The sequence below is a fragment of the Bacteroides fluxus YIT 12057 genome, from assembly GCF_000195635.1.
Taxonomy (GTDB): Bacteria; Bacteroidota; Bacteroidia; order Bacteroidales; family Bacteroidaceae; genus Bacteroides; species Bacteroides fluxus.
On record NZ_GL882633.1, the window covers coordinates 90,828 to 115,894 of the forward strand.

At 45.8% G+C, this 25,067-nt stretch carries 16 protein-coding genes; 5 read left to right on the forward strand and 11 right to left on the reverse strand.

What is annotated here, in order from left to right:
- Positions 1 to 186: 186 nt before the first annotated feature.
- The gene (locus tag HMPREF9446_RS09075) at positions 187 to 1,503 is read right to left on the reverse strand and encodes an acetylxylan esterase (protein ID WP_009125308.1); all 1,317 of its coding nucleotides are present in this window, start codon (positions 1,501 to 1,503) and stop codon (positions 187 to 189) included.
- A gap of 23 nt (positions 1,504 to 1,526) precedes the next feature.
- Positions 1,527 to 3,284 (reverse strand): pectinesterase family protein, encoded by a 1,758-nt coding sequence (locus tag HMPREF9446_RS09080; protein WP_009125309.1) that lies wholly within the window; start codon positions 3,282 to 3,284, stop codon positions 1,527 to 1,529.
- A gap of 147 nt (positions 3,285 to 3,431) precedes the next feature.
- Between HMPREF9446_RS09080 and HMPREF9446_RS09085 the strand changes: the two genes are divergently transcribed.
- Complete coding sequence (locus HMPREF9446_RS09085) at positions 3,432 to 3,773, forward strand: cupin domain-containing protein (protein WP_009125310.1); 342 nt, start codon at positions 3,432 to 3,434, stop codon at positions 3,771 to 3,773.
- Here the strand turns inward: HMPREF9446_RS09085 and HMPREF9446_RS19435 are convergent.
- Positions 3,768 to 5,879, reverse strand: a complete 2,112-nt coding sequence (locus tag HMPREF9446_RS19435; protein WP_087943559.1) for a pectinesterase family protein — start codon at positions 5,877 to 5,879, stop codon at positions 3,768 to 3,770. The two genes, HMPREF9446_RS09085 and HMPREF9446_RS19435, sit on opposite strands and share 6 nt — an antisense overlap.
- Before the next feature lie 292 nt (positions 5,880 to 6,171).
- Between HMPREF9446_RS19435 and HMPREF9446_RS09095 the strand changes: the two genes are divergently transcribed.
- From HMPREF9446_RS09095 to HMPREF9446_RS09110, 4 genes are all read left to right on the forward strand, one after another.
- Positions 6,172 to 7,545 (forward strand): PTS galactitol transporter subunit IIC, encoded by a 1,374-nt coding sequence (locus tag HMPREF9446_RS09095; RefSeq protein WP_009125312.1) that lies wholly within the window; start codon positions 6,172 to 6,174, stop codon positions 7,543 to 7,545.
- A gap of 28 nt (positions 7,546 to 7,573) precedes the next feature.
- The gene (gene kduI / locus HMPREF9446_RS09100) at positions 7,574 to 8,530 is read left to right on the forward strand and encodes a 5-dehydro-4-deoxy-D-glucuronate isomerase (protein WP_009125313.1); all 957 of its coding nucleotides are present in this window, start codon (positions 7,574 to 7,576) and stop codon (positions 8,528 to 8,530) included.
- 142 nt (positions 8,531 to 8,672) lie between these two features.
- Positions 8,673 to 10,220, forward strand: coding sequence for an MFS transporter (locus tag HMPREF9446_RS09105; RefSeq protein ID WP_009125314.1), 1,548 nt, complete (start codon positions 8,673 to 8,675; stop codon positions 10,218 to 10,220).
- A 334-nt stretch (positions 10,221 to 10,554) separates the two neighbouring features.
- Positions 10,555 to 12,462 (forward strand): fimbrillin family protein, encoded by a 1,908-nt coding sequence (locus tag HMPREF9446_RS09110; RefSeq protein ID WP_009125315.1) that lies wholly within the window; start codon positions 10,555 to 10,557, stop codon positions 12,460 to 12,462.
- Between the two features lie 299 nt (positions 12,463 to 12,761).
- On the opposite strand, the gene HMPREF9446_RS09115 is transcribed toward HMPREF9446_RS09110, so the two are convergent.
- The 8 genes from HMPREF9446_RS09115 to HMPREF9446_RS09150 all read right to left on the reverse strand — a co-directional run bounded on the left by HMPREF9446_RS09115 (position 12,762) and on the right by HMPREF9446_RS09150 (position 25,056).
- Positions 12,762 to 16,181, reverse strand: coding sequence for a DEAD/DEAH box helicase (locus tag HMPREF9446_RS09115; RefSeq protein ID WP_009125316.1), 3,420 nt, complete (start codon positions 16,179 to 16,181; stop codon positions 12,762 to 12,764).
- Positions 16,178 to 16,987 carry a twin-arginine translocase subunit TatC gene (gene tatC / locus HMPREF9446_RS09120; RefSeq protein ID WP_009125317.1) on the reverse strand — a complete coding sequence of 270 codons (810 nt, stop codon included), beginning with the start codon at positions 16,985 to 16,987 and terminating at the stop codon, positions 16,178 to 16,180. The genes HMPREF9446_RS09115 and tatC overlap by 4 nt, the downstream gene beginning before the upstream one ends.
- A 12-nt stretch (positions 16,988 to 16,999) precedes the next feature.
- Positions 17,000 to 17,218, reverse strand: coding sequence for a Sec-independent protein translocase subunit TatA/TatB (locus tag HMPREF9446_RS09125; RefSeq protein ID WP_009125318.1), 219 nt, complete (start codon positions 17,216 to 17,218; stop codon positions 17,000 to 17,002).
- Positions 17,219 to 17,288: 70 nt separating this feature from the next.
- Positions 17,289 to 19,793 (reverse strand): bifunctional UDP-N-acetylmuramoyl-tripeptide:D-alanyl-D-alanine ligase/alanine racemase, encoded by a 2,505-nt coding sequence (locus tag HMPREF9446_RS09130; protein WP_009125319.1) that lies wholly within the window; start codon positions 19,791 to 19,793, stop codon positions 17,289 to 17,291.
- A complete protein-coding gene (locus tag HMPREF9446_RS09135; RefSeq protein WP_009125320.1) occupies positions 19,769 to 20,758 on the reverse strand; it encodes a GSCFA domain-containing protein in 990 nt (329 codons plus the stop codon). The genes HMPREF9446_RS09130 and HMPREF9446_RS09135 overlap by 25 nt, the downstream gene beginning before the upstream one ends.
- Positions 20,759 to 20,847: 89 nt before the next feature.
- Positions 20,848 to 23,046: a peptidase domain-containing ABC transporter gene (locus HMPREF9446_RS09140; protein WP_009125321.1), complete on the reverse strand. Its 2,199-nt coding sequence runs from the start codon at positions 23,044 to 23,046 to the stop codon at positions 20,848 to 20,850.
- The gene (locus HMPREF9446_RS09145; protein WP_009125322.1) at positions 23,043 to 23,723 is read right to left on the reverse strand and encodes an acylneuraminate cytidylyltransferase family protein; all 681 of its coding nucleotides are present in this window, start codon (positions 23,721 to 23,723) and stop codon (positions 23,043 to 23,045) included. Before HMPREF9446_RS09145 ends, HMPREF9446_RS09140 begins: the two co-directional genes overlap by 4 nt.
- Positions 23,713 to 25,056 carry a glycosyltransferase family protein gene (locus HMPREF9446_RS09150; protein WP_009125323.1) on the reverse strand — a complete coding sequence of 448 codons (1,344 nt, stop codon included), beginning with the start codon at positions 25,054 to 25,056 and terminating at the stop codon, positions 23,713 to 23,715. Before HMPREF9446_RS09150 ends, HMPREF9446_RS09145 begins: the two co-directional genes overlap by 11 nt.
- Between the last annotated feature and the right edge of the window lie 11 nt (positions 25,057 to 25,067).

Consider the following 25,067-nt stretch of genomic DNA (forward strand, 5'->3'; position numbering starts at 1 on the left):
ACAGGCAATGTGCGATAATTATTCCACTCATTATAAAATATATTTCCCCTCCCTCCGATGCCCTGTTCTTCCCATAGGCATGTATAGGATACTACCTTATACAACACAAGATGCCATCTTGTTATATTCAAGACGGCATCTTGTGCATACGAACCGTACAGGTTCAAAAAAGGAAGGATAAAGCTTTTACTTGTTCAGATGTCTCAATATCCACGCCAACTGCCCGTATTCCGTATCTCCCGAAGTCCAGTGCTCATTGATAGGAGTAATCAAGGCCTCTTTAGGACAGTCCAATACATTATAAACGGCATAGCTTGTGGTAGGAGGGCACACGTCATCATTGTATCCCCACGTTATATACGTAGGAACTTTAATCTGACGGGCAAAATTCACCACATCATAATAAGCCATGGTTTTCAGCTTGTCCGGAGTATCCATGCCCGGCACGCGGAAGAAATGAGGATAACCGCCTGCACGTCCCGCCATATAACCTGCCATATCGCTGAGTGCCGGATGGTTGGCAACACAAGCCGTCACACGGGAATCAAGTCCGGTAGTTATCAAGGCCAAAGCACCACCTTGGCTGCCACCTTGCACAGCCACGTTCTTTCCATCCCATTCGGGTAACGAAGTAAGCAGGTCGATACTACGGACACATGCCAGATAGACACGCTTCATATAATAGTTGTCGCGGTTTTCGAGGCTGTTATTCAAATACCCGTTCTCTCTACCGTTAAAAGCATTGGAGATCTCCTTGAATTCTTCGGCAGTCATCTCGGGATTCAGCCCATGGATTTCTATCTCAAAACGGATACAGCCCTGTTCGGCATAATATTTATGGCGCAAAGGCTCCTTAATGGTCTTGATTCCGGCACCCGGAGGACAAAGGACTACAGGACAAGAACCTTTTTTTGCATTTTTCGGATAGAAAAGATAGCCATAAATAGCTTGCCCACGGCTGTTTACCTGCAGTTTCACAAGATAACAATCTACCTTATCCGTACAATATTCCTCAGCCAGTTTCTTGGTATATTTCAATGGACACTTGGCCAGTTCGGCCTTGTTGTTGTCCCAGAATTCCTTAAAGTCGGCAGGCATCTTGGTGTAAGGCTGAATCTTCTCTGGAGAAAACCCTACCTTCACATGATGCTTGTAGGTTTTGCCGTTGACGGTAGCCGTCATGCGGCAATCCCGGAAACCGGGCTGTTTCATTGTGCCTATCTTGATGGTGGCTTTTCCATCTTTCAAGACCACAGAACCTTTGGAATCGGCCGGCATCATGTCACCTCCGAGTTCATAATTGACGGTAACCCCGTCCTGCGGAATACCATATTTATAGAATTGGATCTCCACAGTTGCTTTTTCTCCTGTTTTATAGACCCAATTGGCATGATCGGGTACGGTTACCCAAAGTACATCGCTCCTGTAGGGATAGTTCTCCGCCAAAACAGAAAACGGAAACACCATGGCAAGCAGCAGCGTAAATAAAAAAATCTTTTTCATCGACAATATGTTTAATTAGTATTTCATCTCTTTATAGTCAGCAATTCATTCCCGTTCTTCACTGGATTCCAGCCGTCTTCTCCTGCAAGCACGGTTTCCATTCCATAGCCTTTCAAGTCTTTCAACTGATGAGAGAAAGAAGCACGCGCCTCAGGATCGGCCCCTTCACCCTGGCTCTGATATTCCGCATAAAAAGCCGTTTTTTCATTGTCCTTGTTGCCCCAGTTGTCCCAACCTGCCGGAAGGATATGTTCCCCCAGGTTACAACGTATAAAGACAGCTTGCGCATACGGACGCCAGGGACGGGAAAGATACACATTATTCACTCCGGCATCGGCTGTCAATCGGCAGTCATAAAAAAGATAGCCGTATTTCTGCCCCTTGTCGGTTGAGGGAGCGGTTACATAGCCATTTCCCTTACTGTTGATGTGGCAACGATTGAACACCGCCGTGGACCATCCGAAGATGAAATCGACTGTCCCCTCTACGTAACAATCCTCGTAATATTGACGGCACCCCTTCCCGTAAGTATAGAGCGTATCCTGAAAGCCGAGGAATCTGCAATTCTTGAAGTAAACGCGGTCAGCACTGACAAAGCAAGCTACCGCTTGCCCCACCGGACCGGACGTATTTTCAAAAGTAATATTCTCCGCATAGAAATCGGGAGCATAAATATAGCAGGAAGAAGAACCGGAGGTACCTTTGTTCTCACCGAAACAATTGGGTTTGTTGGCATAATCGTCATAAGAAAGGACAGCTCCCTCCTGCCCTATCAACGAAACATTGATCTTACTTTCGGGAATGACAATCTTTTCCTTATATACTCCTTTACGGACCAATATGGTGGTACGGACACTTTTCCGGAAATCCGGTACGGCATCAATAGCCTCCTGAACGGTAAAGAAGTCACCGCTACCGTCCTGGGCTACCACAAAATCATAGTGGCGTACGTATTTTGCCAGTCCGGGCACAACTTCCGCTATCGCACCTACCGTCAGCCCCGCTATTACACGACCACCATATACATTAAGGTGTGTGTTGTCTTCACGGCCCTTAGGCATGGCAGGAACTGTGTTGGGAGCCACCCACATAAACAATTCCTTAGATTTATCGGGACCCAGGCCTTCCACCAGATCGTGGGTAATCTTATTCATATCCACAAACGGAACATTCAACTCCTTGGCTACATTACGTGGGGAATCCAGATAGGCTCCGTGCGTATCTATCAGCTTCTTGCCTTCTTCCGGTTTCACCGCAGCAGACGGTTCATGCTTGGCATCCTTGCGAAAATCATCCTGATTGACGGCAGCTTTCACTGTCTGCGCATCGGCAGCTACCCCGAAATTACGACGGACAATAGAGTTGAACAATACCGGAATCCCCCCTTTGGCACGTGTCTCGTTAACGAATTTACGCAGATTCGCATCAAATGTTGTTCCGGGATCCGTATGACGGTCGGCTTTCGGTTTTTCATCGTTATGACCGAACTGGATAAAGACGTAGTCACCTTTCTTAACCAGAGAAAGTACCTTGTCCCAACGACCCTCATCAATAAAACTTTTGGAACTGCGACCGTTCATGGCATGATTGTCAACCCGGATATCCTCGGAAAAATAACCGGGAAGCATCTGTCCCCACCCTCTTTCAGGATTCCCTCCGGTCAGGTTCTTATCAGCCATTGTAGAGTCTCCGATCATAAAAACAGTAATCACCGGCTTATCTGCTTTGAAAGCCGAAAACAGAAAAAACAAGCCTAAAAGTAAAATCAATTTATGTTTCATGGTTCCGTATATAAAATATGTTTAAGTTTCAGGCTGCAATATTAGCCAAAAGCCTGCCGTTTTCAGTGTAAAAAAAGGTGCAATCAGTAGAAAATTTAATTTTAATCGTATATTTGCCCTCTTGAAATCAGATAAAAAACAGACCACATGGAAAAGACAAGAAGCAAAACTTTTATTCTTGAGCAAGAAAAAGAATGGGAACCGGCAGGCGAAGGAGTCGTACGCCAAATCATGGGTTATGACGGACAGGTTATGCTTGTCAAGGTAAAATTTGAACAAGGTGCCACAGGTACCCCGCATACCCACTACCATACACAAACCACTTACGTAGCAAGCGGTAAATTCGAATTCACCGTCAACGGCGAAAAACAGATTGTTTCTGCCGGTGACGGAGTTTATATCGAACCGGATGCACTGCACGGATGTACTTGTCTGGAAGCAGGAATCCTGATTGACTGCTTCAGCCCGATGAGAGAGAGTTTCTTATAACGGACTCCAGTCACTGCACATGCCGAAGATATATTTCATATCATCGTATTTTGCAGCTTCTTTCTTGGTCAACTGTCTGGCCCAGTTTACACGACCGTCCACGGAAGCACCTTCTCCCGTGCTTCCATATTCAGCATAACGAGCGGTTTTCTCATTTCCGGGATTACGCCAGTTATCCCATCCTGCCGGACAGATATGCTTACCCAATTCGCAATCGATGAATACAGTGGCAGCATAAGGACGCCATGGGCGGCCTAAATAGACTTTATCCACACCGGAAGCTGCCGTCAGTTTACACTTCTTGAATACATAACCTACTGCGATATGCGCAGGAGTGGAAGCGGCAGTTACGTAAGAATTGGTTTTGCTGTGTATAGTGCAACCCTCAAACAAAGCCGTAGAAGGACCGAAGATAAAATCCGTAGTGCCTTCTATGTAGCAATTCAAGAAACAGAGGCGGGTATCTGCCACACCTGTATAAACTGTATCCTGGTTACCCAGAAGACGACAGTTGATGAATACCAGGCGGTCACCTTCCGTATGGAGGGCTACAGCCTGCCCCAGACGGGCAGCATTATTCTCTATCGTCAAGTTCTTAAAAGTGATTCCGTTTCCCTCCACCTTTACGGTATAAGTACGGAACGTACCCATTTTATTGATATTGGCATGGTCATCGTAGGTAATAACCGTATTCTCCACGCTTTCGCCAACAAATTCCACGTTCTCGATCCAGGAAGGGACAATCACCTTTTCCTTATAGATGCCATTCTTAACAAACACGGTCACCTTGTAATCCATGAAGGCACGGATACCTTCCATGGCTTCTGTCAGTGTACGGTAATCACCTGTACCGTCACGTGACACGACAATGTTACGGTTCCATTGCGTCTGTGTAGAGTTTTTCTTTACCTCCTGAAGGCGTTCCCATTCCAATGATGCCAGGATAAACGGCCCCACAGCCTTCGGGTCATTGCTACGAATGGTTTCATTGATATAGTAATCATAGTCGCCCGAACGATAGTTCTTTCCTCCTAATCCGGCCACTGCGCATGCCCGGGTAATGGAAACTACCCCATCCTTATCCACTTCAATGAAATTATCAAGAATACCTTTATAGCCTTTGATTGCCACATCTAAATAAGACCTGTCAATATATCCCTTACGTACAGCCTTGAACAGAGTATAGACAAACATGGTAGAACAGGAAGATTCGAGATAATTGCCCTTCTCACCGCTCTTGTCCAACACTTGGTACCACAAGCCCGTCTTGGCATCCTGTACACGCTTCACCATAGCTGCCAGCTGATTAAGAACCATCAACATGGAATCACGTCCGACCTCGTGTTCCGGAATGAAATCGAGGGCATCTACAAATGCCATGGCATACCATCCCATGGCACGTCCCCAACTATGTTTTGACTGCCCCGTCACCGGATCGGCCCAGCGCTCCGTACGACTTACGTCGCATGCATGGCGGAACAGGTCCGTTTTCGGATCGTATGTATGGCGTGCTGCCATGAGAAACTGGTTGATGACATCCGCATAATCGTTCACCCGGTTGTTACGGAAAGCATATTCCGCATAGAAAGGTGCCCCCATATAGATACCGTCCAACCAAACCTGGTTCGGATAAACCTTCTTATGCCAGAAGCCCCCATCGGCATTACGCGGATGGTCATCAAGCTGGCTGCGCATCAGCGCCAACGCCTTTTTGTACTTTTCATCTTTAGTCTGCTCATAAATGCGGAAGATGAACTTGCCGGAATTGATACGGTCGAGGCTGAACTCCTCGCGTTTGTACATTTTGATGGTCCCGTCATTATTTACCATCGTATCGGCATACGCCAAAGCATAATCATAGAATTTCTTGTCTCCGTAACGGTCATATACATCAAGCATGGATTGAAGTTCCAAGCCATGGCAGTAGTCCCATTTCAATTTGGGTTGGAAGTCCAGCTGCCAGGATTCCGGACAACGAATCATTTCCGATTCTGCCATGCGCACAGACCAGGGTTGTTCACAACTTACCCGTTGCGCAAACATTCCCAAAGGGAAAGCCAACAACAGACCAGATACAATAAATTTACAAATAGAGTTTTTTTTCATGAAGTCGTTCATTTTTGGGTATTAGACCTACTTTATTTCATGGAACAAAAGTAGCGGTTTGTTTCCAAACAAGTGTGTACTTTTCAACGGAGAGAGTGTATTTTTTGATTTTCGTGTACGAAAACGAACAATTTTGTGCACGCTAACGACCAATTTTGTCTAAAATCGTCCTTTTTACTAAGATTTATGCTTTTCGAATTTGATTAATAAAGAAAAGGTCTTATTTTTGACCCCGGTTTTTAGTTCATACCATTGTAAAACATAATCAATTATCTAATTAAATCACAAGAGAATGGGACAAATCTTCAGTTACATCATCGCTTTGGGAGCGTCGGTAATGATGCCAATTATTTTTACAATTATTGGCATGTGTATAGGAATGAAATTTAGCAAGGCACTAAAATCGGGGCTCTTCGTCGGAGTAGGTTTCGTGGGTCTGGGTGTAGTTACAGCCTTGTTAACAACCAACTTCGACAACCCCTTAAAAGCCATATCCGACTTGTATCATCTGCAACTGAACGTATTTGACATGGGATGGCCTGCAGCTGCTGCCGTAGCATACAATACAGCCGTAGGTGCACTAATCATACCGGTATGTCTGGGAGTCAATCTCCTGATGCTTATCACCAAGACTACCCGGACAGTCAACATCGACTTGTGGAACTACTGGCATTTTGCATTTATCGGAGCCGTGGCCTACTTTGTCACCGGTGAGAATCTGGCTTGGGGGTACTTTGCCGCCATCATCTGCTATGTCATCACCTTGGTGTGTGCAGACCTCACCGCCGAGAAATTTCAGAAATACTACGATTTGAACGGTATTTCCATTCCCCAACCGTTCTGCCAAAGCTTTATGCCTTTCGCCATCATTATCAATAAAGTATTGGACAAGATACCCGGTTTCTCTAAATTGGACATTGATGCCGAAGGAATGAAAAAGAAGTTCGGCGTAATCGGCGAACCGCTGGTGTTGGGTGTCATTGTAGGTATGCTGATTGGATGGGCCGCACAACTGGATATCAAGAAGATACTTTTCCTGGGCATTACAATGGGAGCTGTAATGGAACTCATCCCCCGCATCACTTCCCTGTTTATCGAAGGATTGAAACCCATTTCCGAGAAGACATCCGAACTGGTGAAATCCAAATTCAATGGCAAGAAAGTACACATCGGAATGAGTCCCGCCTTAGTCATCGGACACCCCACTACATTGGTAGCATCAGTCATCCTGATCCCTGTCAGCCTGGCACTGGCGGTGTTCCTCCCCGGTAACCAGTTCCTTCCGTTAGCTTCCCTGGCAGGAATGTTTTATCTGTTCCCCATGGTATTGCCCTTCACCAAAGGTAATGTACTGAAAACTTTGATAGTAGGCCTTGTCACACTGATCATCGGTTTATACTTCGTAACTGACATGGCTCCCGACTTTACTTTGGCAGCCAACAATGTATATGCCGAAACTCATGATCCGGCAGCACGCATTCCCGAGGGGTTCTCCGGAGGTGCGCTCGATTTTGCTTCCTCTTTCTTTGGCTGGACTATATATAGAGGTATCAAACTCTCGTATCTGGGAGGCGCACTGCTGACTTTAGTGGCAATCGCACTGATGCTCATCAACCGCCGTGCCATCATCCGCAGTGAAAAAGCAGCAAAAGAGACTAGTATGTAATATTTATATTTAAAAGTTTATATTAAAAATGAAGAAATTAGCAATTGCCTTAATGTTGGGTACAGCTGCATTGACAGCTTCCGCCCAAGTAAACTACAAAGTACAGACCGCTTGCCATCCGCAAGACGTGAAGCACTATGACACAGAACGCTTGCGTAGTTCTTTCATGATGGAGAAAGTAATGGCTCCGGACGAAATCAACGTAACTTATACCCTTTATGACCGTCTGATTTACGGAGGCGCCATGCCGGTAAACAAAACCCTTAAACTGGAAACATTCCGCGAACTGGGTCCGGAAATCACTTACTTTCTGGAACGCCGTGAATTGGGTGTCATCAATATTGGCGGTGACGGTGTAGTTACGGTAGATGGCAAGGAATACCCCATGAAATACAAGGAAGCCCTGTACGTAGGTTGCGGCAATAAAGAAGTGACTTTCAAGAGCAACGACGCTACCAAACCGGCTAAATTTTACATCAACTCCGCTCCCGCCTACAAGCAGTTTGTCACTCAGCTGATTACTACGGACGCCAAACTTCAAAAGGCCAATCCCAAGAAATATGCCTTAGGTATTTCCGATCATTACGGAAAAATGGAAGACAGCAACGACCGTATCGTAAACCAGTTGATTGTGAAAGACGTTCTGGAAAGAGTGAAAGACGGCGGTACCAACCAGTTGCAGATGGGACTTACCGAACTGGCTCCCGGTTCTGTATGGAACACCATGCCTGCCCACACTCACACACGCCGTATGGAAGCTTACTTCTACTTCAACTTGCCCGAAGGCAATGCTATCTGCCACTTGATGGGCGAACCGAAAGAAGAACGCCTGGTATGGCTGCACAACGAACAAGCCATCACTTCTCCCGAATGGAGCATCCACGCTGCCGCCGGAACAAGCAACTATACCTTCATCTGGGGTATGGCGGGCGAGAACCTGAAGTACAGCGACAAGGACGAAATCAAATACATTGATATGCAATAAAAAGATTTCCCATATTTAGCAGGCATGGATTGTTCTAATCCATGCCTGTTTTTATCACTTTCTACAGCATTTCCACCAAATATTACACCTTAATCAGAACACAAACCCGTATTTTTGCATCCAAAATAATAAATCTACTATCATGAGTACATTTCAAAACACACTGGGCAAAATGACCAATTACCGTTGGACAATTTGTGCCATGTTATTTTTCGCGACAACTGTCAATTACCTTGACCGGCAAGTACTTTCCCTGACGTGGAAAGACTTTATCGCTCCTGAATTCCACTGGACCGATAACGATTACGGTACAATTACCTCCATTTTCTCCATTATCTATGCCGTCAGCATGTTATTCGCCGGTCGTTTCATTGACTGGATGGGTACGAAAAAAGGATATTTATGGGCTATCGGTATCTGGTCACTTGGCGCCTGCCTCCATGCCGTCTGCGGTTATGCCACTGAATTATGGGTAGGATTGGACAGTTCCGACGCACTGATTGCAGTAGAAGCCGGCTCTGCAATGGCACTGACCATCGCCACCGTCAGCGTTTACTTCTTTATTGCCGCACGTTTCGTCCTGGCATTAGGTGAAGCCGGCAACTTCCCGGCAGCCATCAAGGTTACGGCAGAATATTTCCCCAAGAAAGACCGTGCCTACGCTACCAGTATCTTCAATGCCGGCGCTACGGTAGGTGCGCTTGCCGCTCCGGTTACCATTCCTTTGCTTGCCAAGTATTTCAAGGAAATAGGTGTCGGCAACGGTTGGGAAATGGCATTCATCGTGATTGGCGCACTTGGCTTTATCTGGATGGGAATGTGGGTATTCCTATATACCGACCCTCGCAAGAGCAAGCATGTCAATCAGGCCGAACTGGAATACATTGAACAGGACAAGCATGAGGACGGTGCTGCCGCTGTTCCCCAAGAAGGCAAAGAAGAAAAGAAAATGGGCTTCCTGCAAAGTTTCTGCTACAAGCAGACATGGGCATTCGTTTTCGGTAAGTTCATGACAGACGGTGTATGGTGGTTCTTCCTTTTCTGGACCCCTGCCTACATCAGCGATGTATATGGCTTCTCTTCCGACAGCCCCACAGCCATGTTGCTTATCTTTGTACTTTACGCAATTACCATGCTGTCCATCTACGGAGGAAAGTTGCCAACCATCATTATCAACAAAACCGGCATGAATCCGTACGCAGCACGTATGCGAGCCATGTTGATATTCGCTTTCTTCCCGTTGCTGGCATTATTCGCACAACCTTTAGGTAATTATTCGTATTGGTTCCCGGTCATCATCATCGGTATTGCCGGTGCCGCCCACCAATCCTGGTCTGCCAATATATTCTCTACCGTAGGTGACATGTTCCCAAAATCGGCTATCGCTACCGTTACCGGTATCGGAGGTATGGCCGGTGGTGTGGGTTCTTTCCTTATCAATAAAGGATCCGGTATGCTGTTTACTTATGCAGCAGGTACTACGATGGCAGACGGTACAGAAGTGGAAATGACCAAAGAACTGTTGCAACAAGGAGCACAATACGCACGTCCCGCAATGGAATTCATGGGATTCTCCGGTAAACCTGCCGGTTACTTTATTATTTTCTGTATTTGTGCAGTAGCCTACTTATTAGGCTGGATTGTCATGAAGGCGTTAGTTCCGAAATATAAGCCTATTGTTTTGGATTGATAAAACGAAAGACTTTCAAATAAATTGTATCTGAAGTGAACCTTAAAAATCGAGTAAAACACTCTTAAGGCTTACTTCAGATACATTTTTTTTAACTTTTTCCCGTTTTACACCTGTATTCTAAAAAATCAAATTACCTTTGCCTCCGTTTAAGACAAGTGCAAAGAAAAGAAAAACACAGAACAACGGATTATTCAGCGGAATACCGTCAATTAGCATTCAAAAGTTACAGTACTTTTCCATACCAATTACAGCTCTGCCTCAATATAAATTCAGAACACTGGTTATGAGCACACCCAAGCTATAACGTTTATAGCTTTAATATAAATTGAATATGGACAAACAAAAACACTTGAAAACGCTATCCAGCCAATCCTTCCTTATCGCCGTACTATTTTCAGCCTGTGTCAACCAGATTGAAACAGAGATTGTAAAAGAAAGCAGTATCCCCATCAACTTCTCCGCCGGAATAAAACAGGCAGTCTCTACCAGAGTTACCGACGCAGGATTTGAGAACGGTGACAAAATCGGACTGTTCGCTACACTTACCGGTACAAGCCTCGGTACAGAACGCTACATAGACAACCTCAGTCTGGAATACAACTCAATCCTTGTCCCCGAAAAGACAGTCTTCTATCCAGAAGGAAACGCTGCACTTGACTTCACAGCCTACTATCCCTACCAGCAAGACGGACTCCAAATAGGAAGCACAGTCCTTCCCATCTCTGTACAGACAGATCAAAGTACCGCCAAGAACCATTCAGCATCCGACTTCCTCGTAGCCACCCAAAACAATATATCCAGCAGCAATGAAGTAGTGTCACTCAGTTTCCGGCACCGCCTGTCCAAACTAAAAGTCACACTGGTTCCCCAAGAAGGGGAGAACCTGGAAGAGATGCTGAAATCTTCTCCCAAAATTGTGGCAAGCGGATTCTTTACAAAGGCCGACTATGATTTAATCAGCGGTGAAATCAGCAATACTTCCGCAGCCGCCGATATCATAGCTTCAGGAGAATGGGCCCAGGCAGACGAAACCCTGGTAGGCAAGGAAATAATAGTCATTCCACAACACGCCGACGCGGACAACCAATCCATTATCATCGAGTGGAATGGCGGAATCTATACCTGCCCGATATCCAAAATAGATTTGGAAAGCAACACCCAGCGTGTCATTAAAATAGCCATCTCGCAAGCAGACCATACATTGGCCGGAATTGTAGGAGAAATAGAATCCTGGGGCACCGAAACAACGCAAGAAGACGGAAAAGGAGACTTGCAGACAAACGAGATACACACCTCCGCACTCTCATTCAACACTTCAAACATATATAGAATATACCATCAGGGAAGAGCCATCGCCGAGATATGCAAAGAATACCTACAGGCAGAAAATGCCCCTATCGCTTCACAAGCCATTGTTGTCTATCCGGTAATGAACGAAAGGACAGACCTGACCGCAGGAACCGTCCTGCAGCTGTGCGGTGAATCCCGGAACCTGCACGGAGGAACGGCGTCTTGGGACACGGCAGCCAACACACTAACCTACACAGCCGGTACATCGGCACCCATCGAAAAGTTTTACATCAGTAAAAGCGGAAAAATCATCACCGCCACCAACCTTGAAGAGACCCAAAGCGTCAACATCAGCAAATATGTATTGCACGATGTGCGGCAAAGCAAATCACAAGCCTATGCCTTGGTAAAAATAGGAACCCAATATTGGATGAGAGAAGAACTAAAAGCAACATGCTATCAAGACGGTACGGAAATCAAACGCCAAACAACACTGACCGACCACAGTGAAACAGGCTACTACCTATCAGACGAATATGGATTCTACTTCTACAATGGCGAAACCTTGTTGAAAGGGAATCTTGCTCCCCAAGGCTGGAGAGTGCCTCAAACCGAGGATTGGAAAAAAATGCAAACCTATCTAAAAGACGAAGCCGCATTATTAAAAGCCGGTACCTGGGAACTGCTGGAAGGAAAAGGGACATTAGCCGCTGTATCTAATTTGACCGGATTCAACGCCTATCCCATAGGCATGTGGAGAGAAAGCGGTCACAAGATAGATAATTATATGACAGGCTATTGGACCCTGGACGAGGAAGAGGGCGGAAAAGTCATCCCCGCACAAACTATATTTCTCACAGCCGATGCTCCCCAATTTGTATTCAGCGACAGCCAAGCCAGCGGAAAAAACTATCTGAAAGTAATCTCCATACGCTGTATTAAGGAATGATAATCCAGGGGTACGGCATCCTCTACCCCATACAATAAAAAAAGCTCTTTCTCACGAAAGCGCTTTTTATTTTCCCCCTCACTAAGCAAAGATCAAGCGTAAGGAGGAAACAATTTAAGGCAAAAAAAGGGAAGTCTCACGACTTCCACAATTCTTCTAACCTTAAATCTAAATCTCTATGAAAAAAACGTGCTGCAAATATACTGATTTATCTCACATTATGCTATTAATAAACTCTATAAAGAAATAGAAAATGCTTAATATTTACTAAACAAGAGGTAATGAACGATTCCTTTTCATTATTTCACCGCTACAGACTCCAACAGTCTGGCATAAATGGGATTAAGTTTCAGCAACTGTGGTACTCCCGTCATAAACATTTGTCTGCGCGCGCGGGTAAGGGCAACATTCAGTTTCCGGTCAATCAGCACTCCATTGTCTTCCGTCAGATTGGCAAGGTATTTCAGCTGATAGACACGGTTGACACAAAAAGAATAGATGATGACATCACGTTCACTTCCCTGGAAACGTTCCACCGTATCTACTAATATATCATTCAAGTCCGTTATTCCTAAAGCGGCAATTTCTTTCTTGATCAAAGCTATCTGGCTGCGATAAGGAGTAATGATCCCTAACGTTAAAGCAGAGTTAAAGCCGGAACTTACAGCATACTGCTGATAGACAGCCTCAGCCAAACAGGCAACGATCCGCGCTTCCGAATGGTTCATCTTGACAGACCGGGACAATGCTTCGGGAACAGAAGGCAAAAACGCCACACGACGTGTCAGCAGTCCGGCAAACTCACAACCGCATAACCCGGGAGAAAGGCTGAGTTCGCCCTGCTGATGCGGCAATCCCACCGGTTCCAGCAACCCTCCATAGAAGGCATGGTTAGGAAACGAAGCAACCTCCACATTCATACGTCCCTGACGACACAGCATATCGTAACAACGACCGGGCACCCATGATGAAGCACCTGTAAAAGCCTGCAGATTCTTCCGGGTAATATTCCGGTATAACCGTTCAAAAAGAGAATCCTTCAAATTGTACAAGCCGATAGCCTGCAATGCCTCATCACAGACCTCCGACTGTTCGGAAGATTGCAGAACAACGGCAGGAAGCTGTTTATGGTCGCCTATCAGTATGAATTTACCGATGGCATCTGCACCGGCAGCATTCCGGATGCAAAGCAGCCCCAAAAGCTGAGGCTCCAGTATCTGGGTAGCTTCATCTATAATAGCCACGTCAAAGGTTTTCAGCCGGAAAAAGTCAGTCTTGGCAGACAAGGTGGCAACCGTCCCCACAAAGACACGGCAACGCGCAATGCGCTCCTGCACTTCACGACGGGTAGAGCAGCTTTCCAGCACATTTTCAATCAGATGCCCGCGATACGCCTCGTCACAGGATAATTCGCTGCCGATACGGATAAAATCAATCTCGGGGGTAATGGCAGCAAGCGCCTTGCTGATTTCATCTACCGCACGGTTGGTATAGGAAAGCAGCAAAATCTGTTTTCCTTCCCGGTAAAAGGCCTCTACCATCCCACGCAAGGCACGTGAAGTTTTGCCGGTACCAGGAGGTCCGATCAACAGGAAATAATCTCCGGCAGCCTGCGCCTTCAAGGTAATCCGGGCAAAGGCATCCGGGGCAGCAGCGATACGGGCATCCAAAGAAAGGTCAAATTCCGGCATACGCTGCCCCAAAAGCAAGTCACGCCGGCTTTTCGTTGCGGAAAGAAAGGCAGAAAGTCCCAAGTACATTCCGCGAAAGGCAGTGTCCATATAGTCATGCTCTATGGCATAACGGCTTCCGGCAGGCAACACTCCCGCATTCTGTTGAGCTGCACGAAGACGCATGCAGACCTCGTCATCAGATATGCGCTCTATATTTCCTTTAAAAACCATTCTATTGGTCACATTGTCACCATCCTTGTTCCGTTCATAGAGTACTACGGCATCCCCTTGCCGGAAATTGGGAAGTACCTGGTTTTCAACAGCCTCACCATATACTGTCCGTCGCAGAAGCAAATACGGCTTATGCGCATCCGCGGCATGGTTTTCCCGGATAGCCAGGTCGTACAGGATTTCGCCGGCCTCACACTTCTCCGCCAACGTGGAAAGCCATAATGCCGCAGCTCCCGCACGTCCTTCGTAATCTATATCTCCCGATTTGGAAGTGTAGAGTTCCTTCGTTATAAAATTATAGAGCGTGTAGAAATAGCTCTGCTCTATGGATGACAGGGCGAGGATACGTTGCGTCACGGCATTAATGGAGGGATAAAGATAACGCTTCCATAAGACATTGTCCAGTTGCCGTTCATTCAGTATGTCCGGATGAATCTCCTTCAGCCGTTCCGCCGTATATTGAGGACTATTTCTCAACTGTATGCCATACTCATTTGCCACTATCCGGTTGCGGACGTCCATCACCCTCCTTACCATAGCCCATGAAGGGCGTGCCGGATACAATAATGGATAACGGGTATAAAACAGATAAGCCTTTACCCGCCTGTGATCCATTCCCATCGAGTATTCCAGCACCGCTTGATAGAGCAGCATCTGCACCTTGTTATTTTCTTTCGGTTCCACTTTGCCGCGGATAGCGTATTCATCCGCCTTGCCGGACTTCATTTCTATAAACGAAGACATATCCCGCTGCATATAGTCCAAACGTCCCTGCAGGCCCAAAGCCTCACAGATATAAGAGGGTTCCAACACCGCATCCGTTTTGTCCAGCCCATACCCCGGCGCACGGAAAGTCTCCGTCACGGTCTGGCGGATATTATCAAAATGCCGCCTGCAGTCGGCAAAGAACTCCGCTTCTTTCTCCCTGTCCCTCAAATCGGCACAAGCAGCCAGTTCGATAGGATACGAACGGAAAGCTTTCTTCATGCACGTCAAATAGTCGGGTGATTCTTCGGAATGAATCCACTCATCCAGAAAAAGATTGGCTATATTACCCAGCAACAGCGGACGGGTATTATCCGGTGACTGCAAACGCGCCAGCATATAATTGGCGGGATGGTGTCCGTAATCTTTAAAACATTCTGCCAGCGCACTGATATCTATCAAGTAATCCGGTTCGAGTATGATAAAAGAAGGAGTCAATATACCGGCGTCATCCACAGCCACATCAAGCAGATTGACTTGGGCATGGCGCCACAGCAGTTGACAGGTTTCTGCAAATTCCTCATTGATTTGCGGCACATTGTAACGGACGCGCAACGGTTCATCGGCAAGCCTATCTACCGGCAATACATATAGAAAGGCATCATCGGCGTATTGGAAACAGACACGCATCCGCCGTATCCGTTCCTTGGCAAGAGGAGACACCACATAGGTAGCATCCGCATGCGGCAACAGGCGATAAAGCCCGGCGGGTATGTCTTCCCCTGTCAGGCGCCTGATGAAAAATGCCAGCGTCTTGGCATCACGCAGCAGCTGTTCCCGGGAAGGTTCCGCCTGGCGGTTCAGTATGGCATTGGAAGTCAGCCGGAAAGTATGCAGGCGATTCTGCTCAACCATGGAAAGCCCCGCCTTCGAAGCCACGAAACTGATTCGTGCAGAAAGGTCTGTCATCTGCAAACTGCTGTCCGCCATCTGTGTACGGCATAAACGTTCCAACAGTTCCCGCATCTGGCGGTAAGCCATATCCAAGGACAAATTACCTTCCTTGCAAACCGCCAGCAACACGTCAAAATATTCCTCTACCTCATTCATTCTTCCGTATCTTCTTCACCGTTCTTTTTGTCCTTTATCATCAGGATGCTCAACTCATAGAGCAGATAAAGAGGAACGGCCACCACCGTCAGAGTGAACGGATCACCCGTAGGTGTAATGATAGCGGCAGCAATGACTATAACCACGATAGCATGACGGCGGTACTTGCGCAAGAAAGACTTGTGCACCACTCCCAACAAGGACAGCAGCCAAGTCACCAACGGCAGTTCGAATGCCAGTCCCATACAAAGCACCAGCATCATAAAATTATCTATATATGAGTTCAGAGAAATCTGGTTCTCAATCGTCGCACTCAACTGATAGGTGGAAAGGAAGCGCAATGTAAGCGGATAAACCATGAAGTAGCCCAACAACACCCCGATAAAGAACATTACCGTACCGATGCCCAACGCCTTCTTCACCCCCTTGCGTTCATGGGGATAGAGAGCCGGACTCACAAAACGCCAGACCTCATAAAAAAGATAAGGGGCAGCCGTCACCACCGACATCCAGAAGGCTGTGGACATGTGGATAAAAAACGGGGCAGCCAGATTGATATTAATCAGTTTCACCCGGAATTCCTGCGTAAAGAACTCATCCTGCAAATCCAGTTCTCGTCCTATCCAGCGTAATAAATCATAGAAAACAAAGTCATTATGGCAAGGAGCCAACACCACATTATCAAACAGATAGGGCATTGCAACGAAATAACCTACCGCCAATACGAACCACACCCCGAGGACACGAAACAGCACCCGGCGAAGTTCATCCAAATGATCCCAGAAAGTAAGTTCTTTTTCTGCCATTAATCCACCGCCTTATTTTTTTTCTTCAGCCGGTTTGTCCAAATCCTCTTTGGCCTTGTCAATTTCTTCCTTGGCTTCGTTCACTCCATCCTTGAAACTCTTCACACCTTTGCCCAAACCACGCATCAGTTCGGGAATCTTCTTGCCGCCAAACAGCAACAGAATAACCAGTGCTATGATAATCCATTCGGAACCACTGGGCAGAAAGCCTAATAAAAGTAAGTTTGTCATAGTCGTATCGAATTAATTTGATGCAAATATAGCAAGATTTATAATTTTAGACTGATGATTCAGCATTTATTCAATCCTGATAATACACTCGCTTCACCCGTGTGGAAACACTCGTCAATATTTCATAAGGTATGGTTTCGAGTATATCGGAAAGCACCGTGATGGGCAGGTGGTCACCAAAAATCTCTACCATGTCCCCTTCCTTGCAGTCAATGTCCGTTACATCAATCATGCAGACATCCATGCATATATTGCCCACATAGGGTGCTTTCTGCCCGTTTACCAGGCAATAGGCATGGCCGTTGCCGAGATGGCGGTTCAATCCGTCGGCATACCCGATAGGAATGGCGGCAATACGTGAAGGACGGCTTAAATGTCCCTTCCGGCTATAGCCTACGGTATCTTCTCCGGGCACATCACGTATCTGCAGAATGGTGGTACGTAAGGTACTTACATTGTTCATGATAGAATTGTCCACCGGATTGACTCCATACAACCCGATGCCGAGACGCACCATATCAAACTGCGCACCCGGAAAACGTTCTATTCCTGCGGAATTACAGATATGGCGAAGTATTTTATGCGGGAAAGCATTCTGCAACTCCATGGATGCCTTTTCAAAGTTTACGATCTGCTGACGTGTGAAAGCATCGAACTGCGGTGCGTCACTGCCTACAAAATGAGAGAAGACGGAACGTGGGATAACCGCATTCTGCCCCTTCAAGCGTTCAATCAGACGGGGCATGTCTTCGGGAGCGAATCCCAGACGATGCATACCGGTATCCACCTTGACATGAATGGGGAAGTTGGTAATCCCCTCTTTCTCCGCTTCCTTAATCAAGGCTTCCAACAAGTGGAAACTATAGACTTCGGGTTCCAGCTTGTAGTCAAACATCGTCTTGAATGCCGTCATTTCCGGATTCATGATGATGATGCTTGCCGTAATCCCGGCCTTGCGGAGTTCGGAACCTTCATCAGCCACAGCTACAGCCAGATAATCCACGTGATGCTCCTGCAAAGTCTTGGCAATTTCGTATGAACCGGCACCGTATGCAGACGCCTTCACCATACATACAGTCTTGGCCTCCGGCTTCAGCCTGCTGCGATAGCTGTTCAGATTGGCAATCATGGCACCGAGATTCACCTCCAGGATGGTTTCATGCACTTTCTTCTCCAACACCTCCGTCAAGGCATCAAAGCCGAATTTGCGTGCCCCTTTAATAAGTATGATCTCGTTTTCCAACCGGAGTTCTCCACGCTCAATGGCCCGTATCAAGGTGTTCGTATCAGGATAGAACGATTTCTCCACATCGAAACGTGCGGCACAAGTAGCTATTTCATTGCCCACACCTATGATACGTTCAATGCCGCGGCTGTTCACCAGTTGCGCCACCTGCCGGTAAAGGGTAGGAGTATTTTGCCCCGTTTCAAGAATATCGGAAAGTACCAGTGTCCGCTTCAGCCCGTTGACAAGCGAACGGCGATACAAGAAATTGAGTGCAATATCCAATGAGCCCAGGTCGGAATTATAACTGTCATTTATCAACAGGCAGCCGTTCTTGCCCTCTTTCACTTCCAGACGCATGGCAACGGGTTCCAGCTTGGCCATACGTTCCGTAATCTTTTCGGCAGGCAACATGAGGTACAGACAGGCGGCAAGGCAGTTCAACGAATTTTCAATGGAAGCATCGTCAATGAAAGGCAAGGTAAATGTATTGTCCATATCCAGATAACGATAGGAGATCACCGTACACTCCTCTTTCTTTTCTACCTTACTTATATACAAAGGACGTTCCATGTCTTTCCGGCTCCACGCTATCTCGCGGGCAGAAAGCATGGACTTTGCCACACAGTTGCTGATAAATTCATCATCACCGTTGTAAATCACCACATCACAATTCTTAAACAGGACAAGCTTCTCCATACATTTTTCTTGCAAGGAAAAGAAGTTTTCCTGATGGGCTCCGCCTATATTGGTCAAGATACCGATCGTGGGTTTGATGATATTCTGCAAGGCACGCATCTCACCCGGCTCGGAAATACCGGCTTCAAATATCGCCAGTTCAGACTGCTCATTCATCTGCCAAACGGACAAAGGTACTCCTATTTGGGAATTATAGCTGCGCGGAGAACGTACAATCGCCCGTTCGGGACTGATAAGCTGGTGCAGCCATTCCTTAACTATAGTCTTTCCGTTACTGCCCGTTATACCGATTACAGGAATCTGGAACTTCCCCCGGTGCTGTTCGGCAAGCTTTTGCAAAGCTTTCAGCGGATTAGGCACTATCAGATAATTGACAACCGGCGACTGGTCGTTGGCAGTCGGCTTCAATTTTCCACTCTCAATGTCCCTATAACTTTCCTCGCTGACGACAAAGTTACGGACACCACGGGCATACAGGTCCGGGATATAGCGGGCACCGTCGTTCCGTTTGGTAGTCAAGGCAAAGAATAATGTTTCCTCGGGAAAACTCAAGGAACGGCTGTCGGTAAGCAGCCAATCAATGGTAGCCGGTACACTTCCCACACGCCGTGCACCCATGCTTTCGGTTATGCTTTCAATCGAATACGACATATTTCTCTCTCTTTTTTGAAGTCTAAGTACGGGTATTTTCCGTTAAGTCGCTCTATTTTTAACACAATTTGTCCTAAAAAACGCTTATATTCATCAGATTCCGGATGAAAAGGTCTATGTGCTAATGATTTACGTATATTTTCACTTTCCTCCATAATCTGTAACGCATCGGCAGAGATACAGGAATGCACAAACCGCTCCCACACATAGTCAACGGCAAGCTTGGAAGGATGTACCATATCTTCGGCATAAAAACGGTAGTCGCGCAGCTCGTCCAGCAATAATTCGTATGCAGGAAAGTAAAAGACATGCCCCGGAAAAAGCATCTGAAGTTGTTCGACAGCCAACAGTAAAGTTGCTTTGCTAAGGTTATTGGCATGCAGCCCGTCACGGACATGGCGGATGGGACTGACGGTGAACAATACTTTCAGTTTAGGATTCCGCAGCAATACATCCGACAGTAATTCCTTATAGTCAAGCACTATTTCATCGACAGAAAGTTTACGGCGTGTGAACTTTGTCTCCGGTTGTTTGTGACAGTTGGATACCACCCGCCCCGTCTCTTTGGACTCATAGACCCATGCCGTGCCAAAAGTAAGCAAAAGGTAGTCCAATTGAGAGAAAACGGCATGTGCTTCCTGCAACCGGGTGTTGATGGTTTCCAACACTTTTTCCTTATCGGCAGAAGAAAAGTCCCCATGATGCATCGGGCTATGCCAAAGTTCGCGAAACAGGAAAAGGTCTTCTGCTCCATAACTTCTTCCCGCCTCTATTTCCCGCAATGCGACAGAGATGGAAAGAGGATTGTAAAGTACACCATAAGGGTTGACGTCACAGCGGAACTTGGCGGAAAGTAACCTCTCCCCCATTTCGGCAGCGAAACAAGAACCGAGCAATAGCAGTCGGTCGGCATGCGTCAGCCGGGGCAAACCGGCAGGCAACTCAACGGAAGTATATAAGTTCATAGCCTTTACAACATTTCATGATTCATCTCTTCAAGGCAGCAAAGATAGTGAAAGAATGGCAAATAATCCCGCAATAACTAGGCATTTAGTCATTCAACGGCCAGTTCCAATTGATTTTTAACCAACTCAAAATAACTGCCACGAATTGCTATCAATTCTGAATGAGTACCGCATTCTGATATTTCACCATGCTCAAGCACAATTATCTGATCGGCATTGCGCACAGTACTTAACCGATGAGCCACAATCACCACGGTACGACCACGATAAAAATTATGGAGTTCTTCTACAATAGCACGCTCATTATTCGCATCCAAAGAATTCGTAGCCTCATCCAAGAAGATGAATGCAGGATTCTTATAAATAGCTCTGGCCACAAGAATACGTTGTCGCTGCCCTTGACTGAGACTGATGCCATCACGTCCTATTTTAGTATAAAAACGTAGAGGCAATGACATGATAAAATCATATATATTGGACATTCTAGCAGCTTCCTCCATCCGTCCTACATCTATCTCCCCATCTGCCACAGCAATATTTCGGGCAATGGATTCCGAAAAAATCACACCATCCTGCATCACCACGCCACACTGCTTCCTCCACCATTTGAGATTGTAGTCGTTAATATTATACCCAGCAATGGTAATCTCTCCGCCCAGCACTTCATAATAGCCAAGCAACAATTTCATCAATGTAGTTTTTCCACTGCCCGATGCCCCAACAATGGCCGTAACTTTTCCTTCCGGAATATCAAGACAAATATTTTTAAGCGTATATTCCAACGCATGACGGTTGTATTTGAAATTCATATTGGATATGGAAATAGATTTGTCAGCATTGGCAAAGCCTATAAGTTTACCTGCGACCTTTTGTTCGTCCCGTGAGCAATGAATTTCATTAATGCGCTCAAGAGATATTTTCACATCTTGCATAAAATACAGAAAGTTCATGAGTTGCTGCACCGGTGAATTGAGTTGGCCTATTATATATTGTACAGCAAGCATAGCTCCCAAAGTCATTTGTCCGTTTATCACCGCCGTAGCAGCAAGCACAGTGATGAAGATATTCTTCACCTCGTTGATAAGAACACTGCCGGATTCCTGTGTCTGTTGCAGGTTGAGAGACTTCATCTGGATAGCAAAGAGATCATTTTGATTTTCTTCCCATTCATCACAGCGTCGCTGTTCACAATTCTGTAGTTTAACTTCCTGTATCGTAGTTATAAATTCGTAAGTAATGTCCTGGTTCATTCCTTGTTTTTCAAACAGTTCAAAATCAATGATACGACGACGTTTAAGGAATGTGGCTATCCAAAGTCCGCACATAACACTTCCAAATATAAATACCATAAATATCAACTGATTGTAAACAAGAAGTATCCCCCCAAACACCACAAAGCTGACCATCGTAAACATAATGTTGAGCACCTGTGTAGTAAGGAATTGCTGTACACGGTTATGATCTCCGATTCGTTGCAACAAATCACCCAAAAGCTTAATATCAAAGAAGCTCATTGGAAGTTTAAGCAACTTTGTAAAGAAGTCACTTACAAGCGAGATGTTAATACGCAGGGATATGTGCAACAATATTTTTCTCCTCACAAAATCCGTTATCGTACGACCGGTCACTATCATCAGCTGTCCAAGCAAAATGAGCCATACGTATCCAATATTTTTCCGAACGATGCCTACATCCACAATTGACTGGGTCAAAAACGGTAACAACAATTGCAATCCACAGCTGATTACGAGACACAATATAATGACACCAAAATGATGATGATATTGTTTAATATATCTTTTTAAAAAGTGAAATATCTGCTTTTGTTCTTTCGTCTTACCCTTAAGATTTTCGTTGAAATCCCTTGTAGAATCCAAAAACATAACCACACCGCATTCTTTACCATTATAGGAAACTGACGTCCAATGTTTCCGCATATCCTCCATAGAATATTTCATCAGCCCTTTACCCGGATCGGCAATCCAAAAGCGCGAGCCTTTCCGATCCACTTTATAAAGCACAACAAAATGATTCTGATTCCAGTGCAATATACATGGAAACGGACCTTGTGCCAGCTCGTCCAATGTACGACGCATGGGCTTGGAGTCCAGTCCCAATATTTTTGCCGCACGGACAAGGCTGAGCATGCTTACTCCCCGTTTGGCGGCACAGCAATACTGCTCCACTTGCGAAATATCTACATTACTGCCAAAATGGCGACATATCATGGTAAGGCATGCAATACCACACTGCATCGCATCCCGTTGGCGAACCAATGAAAATTTCATAATTTTAGAATCGTATTTGCAGCGATGTACTCAGCCTCCATCCAATCGCGCGGTTCATCTATATCAATAGCCAACTCTGAATCTACTTCCACGATTCCTACTTCCCCTGAAAGGATATAAGGTTCGGACAAGACAATCCGAACGGAAGCCGAATAAAAACTTCCGGACTCCACCAAGAAACCTTTATAATCTTGCCTACGTGGTTTGTTAGCAAAAGAGTAATCAAGAGGAGTAGCGGTCTCAGACCACCTAAACTTCTTCAACCTTACACAGGACACTATTGAATCATACCTTCCAGAATTTGCCATTTCCAACATTTTCTTTATATCGCCCAAAGTAGTGAAAGGAGATGTGGACTGAAAAAGGCAAAACCAATCAGAATCCGCCGGTTCACGCCAAAAAATGAACTCTTTTATCACCTCCATCACTGATGACTTGTCCGTAGCGGAAGTATCAGATCGACGATAAATTTTTACTTCTTCACCATATCTGCCAATAGTTATTTTCTCAGTCTCGTCACAGTCAGTAGCAAGCCAAATTTCATCAAAAAACGAAGATTGTACCAATGTGTCTAATATCCAACATAACAGAGGTTTTCCACACAACAACCGGGTATTTTTCCCTGAAACTCCCTTACTGCCTTTTCTAACAGGCACAAACGCTATATTATAGTTCATATTCAACCAATATATCATCAATTATCTTAATTATATGATCTACGGCTTCTTTTCCTGTTGCCTTAAACCATTGTGGCAATTCCTCCAAAGGTGCTTGTCGGAGACAACTAGGCAGTTTGGAAAAAAATTCCACTTCATTTTTAGAAATAAACCCTATCCCTTCTGCTTCAATATCCGGATAATAGCTTGAACCCGGTGTTGGGTTAAACACCAAGGGGGTACAACCATACATTAGTCCCTCCATCAGCACCGAAGAGAAGTGAGAGACTACCACTTTAGTCCGAGCATACACATCCGCCAATTTATCGTTATTAACTATACTGACATTACTACATTGAAGAAAACGAGATAACCATCTAGTGTTACCTCTATACTCGGGGTGTTCCCGCACCAAAATAGAAATGTCAGGATAATGCGTTGCTGTAACCCGAATTAAATCACTCATCCTGTCAAGATATATTTCTGTATTTAAGTAAACCGGTGCCTGAAGAAAAAATGTTATCGCCCGATGCTGACCGTTTCGAATAGCCTCATCCATGTACCCAGCAGCTACAAAGCAGGTATGCTTGTTATATTTCTCCCACAAAGGATTGAACTTATCACCCCATGTGAGGAAATGGGTGTACGGCAAGTCACGAAATCCCGTATGGAGATACGAGGGCCATCCTAATTGCAAACAAACAGAAGGAATATGCTTCTCGTTACAGAAAGCTGCGGCAAGGCGATATTCGGACTGGCATCCATCCATACATACCAATAATCGCGGTTTCAGAATCTCAATAAACCAACCTATAGCATTGGCAAAGTTATAAAACCATGGCAAGGTCTGCTCCATCTCTGCATTGCGGAAGAACTTAGCCTTGAGCATGCGCAGCCGTATCACGGTACCATGTGATGGAATCCCAAAATCATCAGGAACAGGCGTCGTGGAAAGCAACACAAAATCCTCTTCCAGTGCTTTTATCAGCGGCCTCAAATAATCGAGTATGCGTGGTGAAGTGGCAAATACTAGCACTTTGTTTTCCTGCCCCTTCAAGCATTCATACCACTCCCGATTACCATTGTCCTGCTCCTCTACCAGATTAGCCTTGAACATTATAAGTGGCAACAACGATGTTTCCACCTCCTTTATGGCACACCTACAAGTGTCCGCATCGGGGACAGCCGGACGCTTACAGAGATATTTCTGCCACAGATACCGGAGAATGACGGAAGACGCATCTACATTACCCATTTTACAGCCACAAGGCCATGCTACCCGCATCTCACTTACAACACGAGTCACACAAGTCTCTAAATCCTCATGGAACTGCAACAACCACCCGTCTTCCATCTTCCTTTACC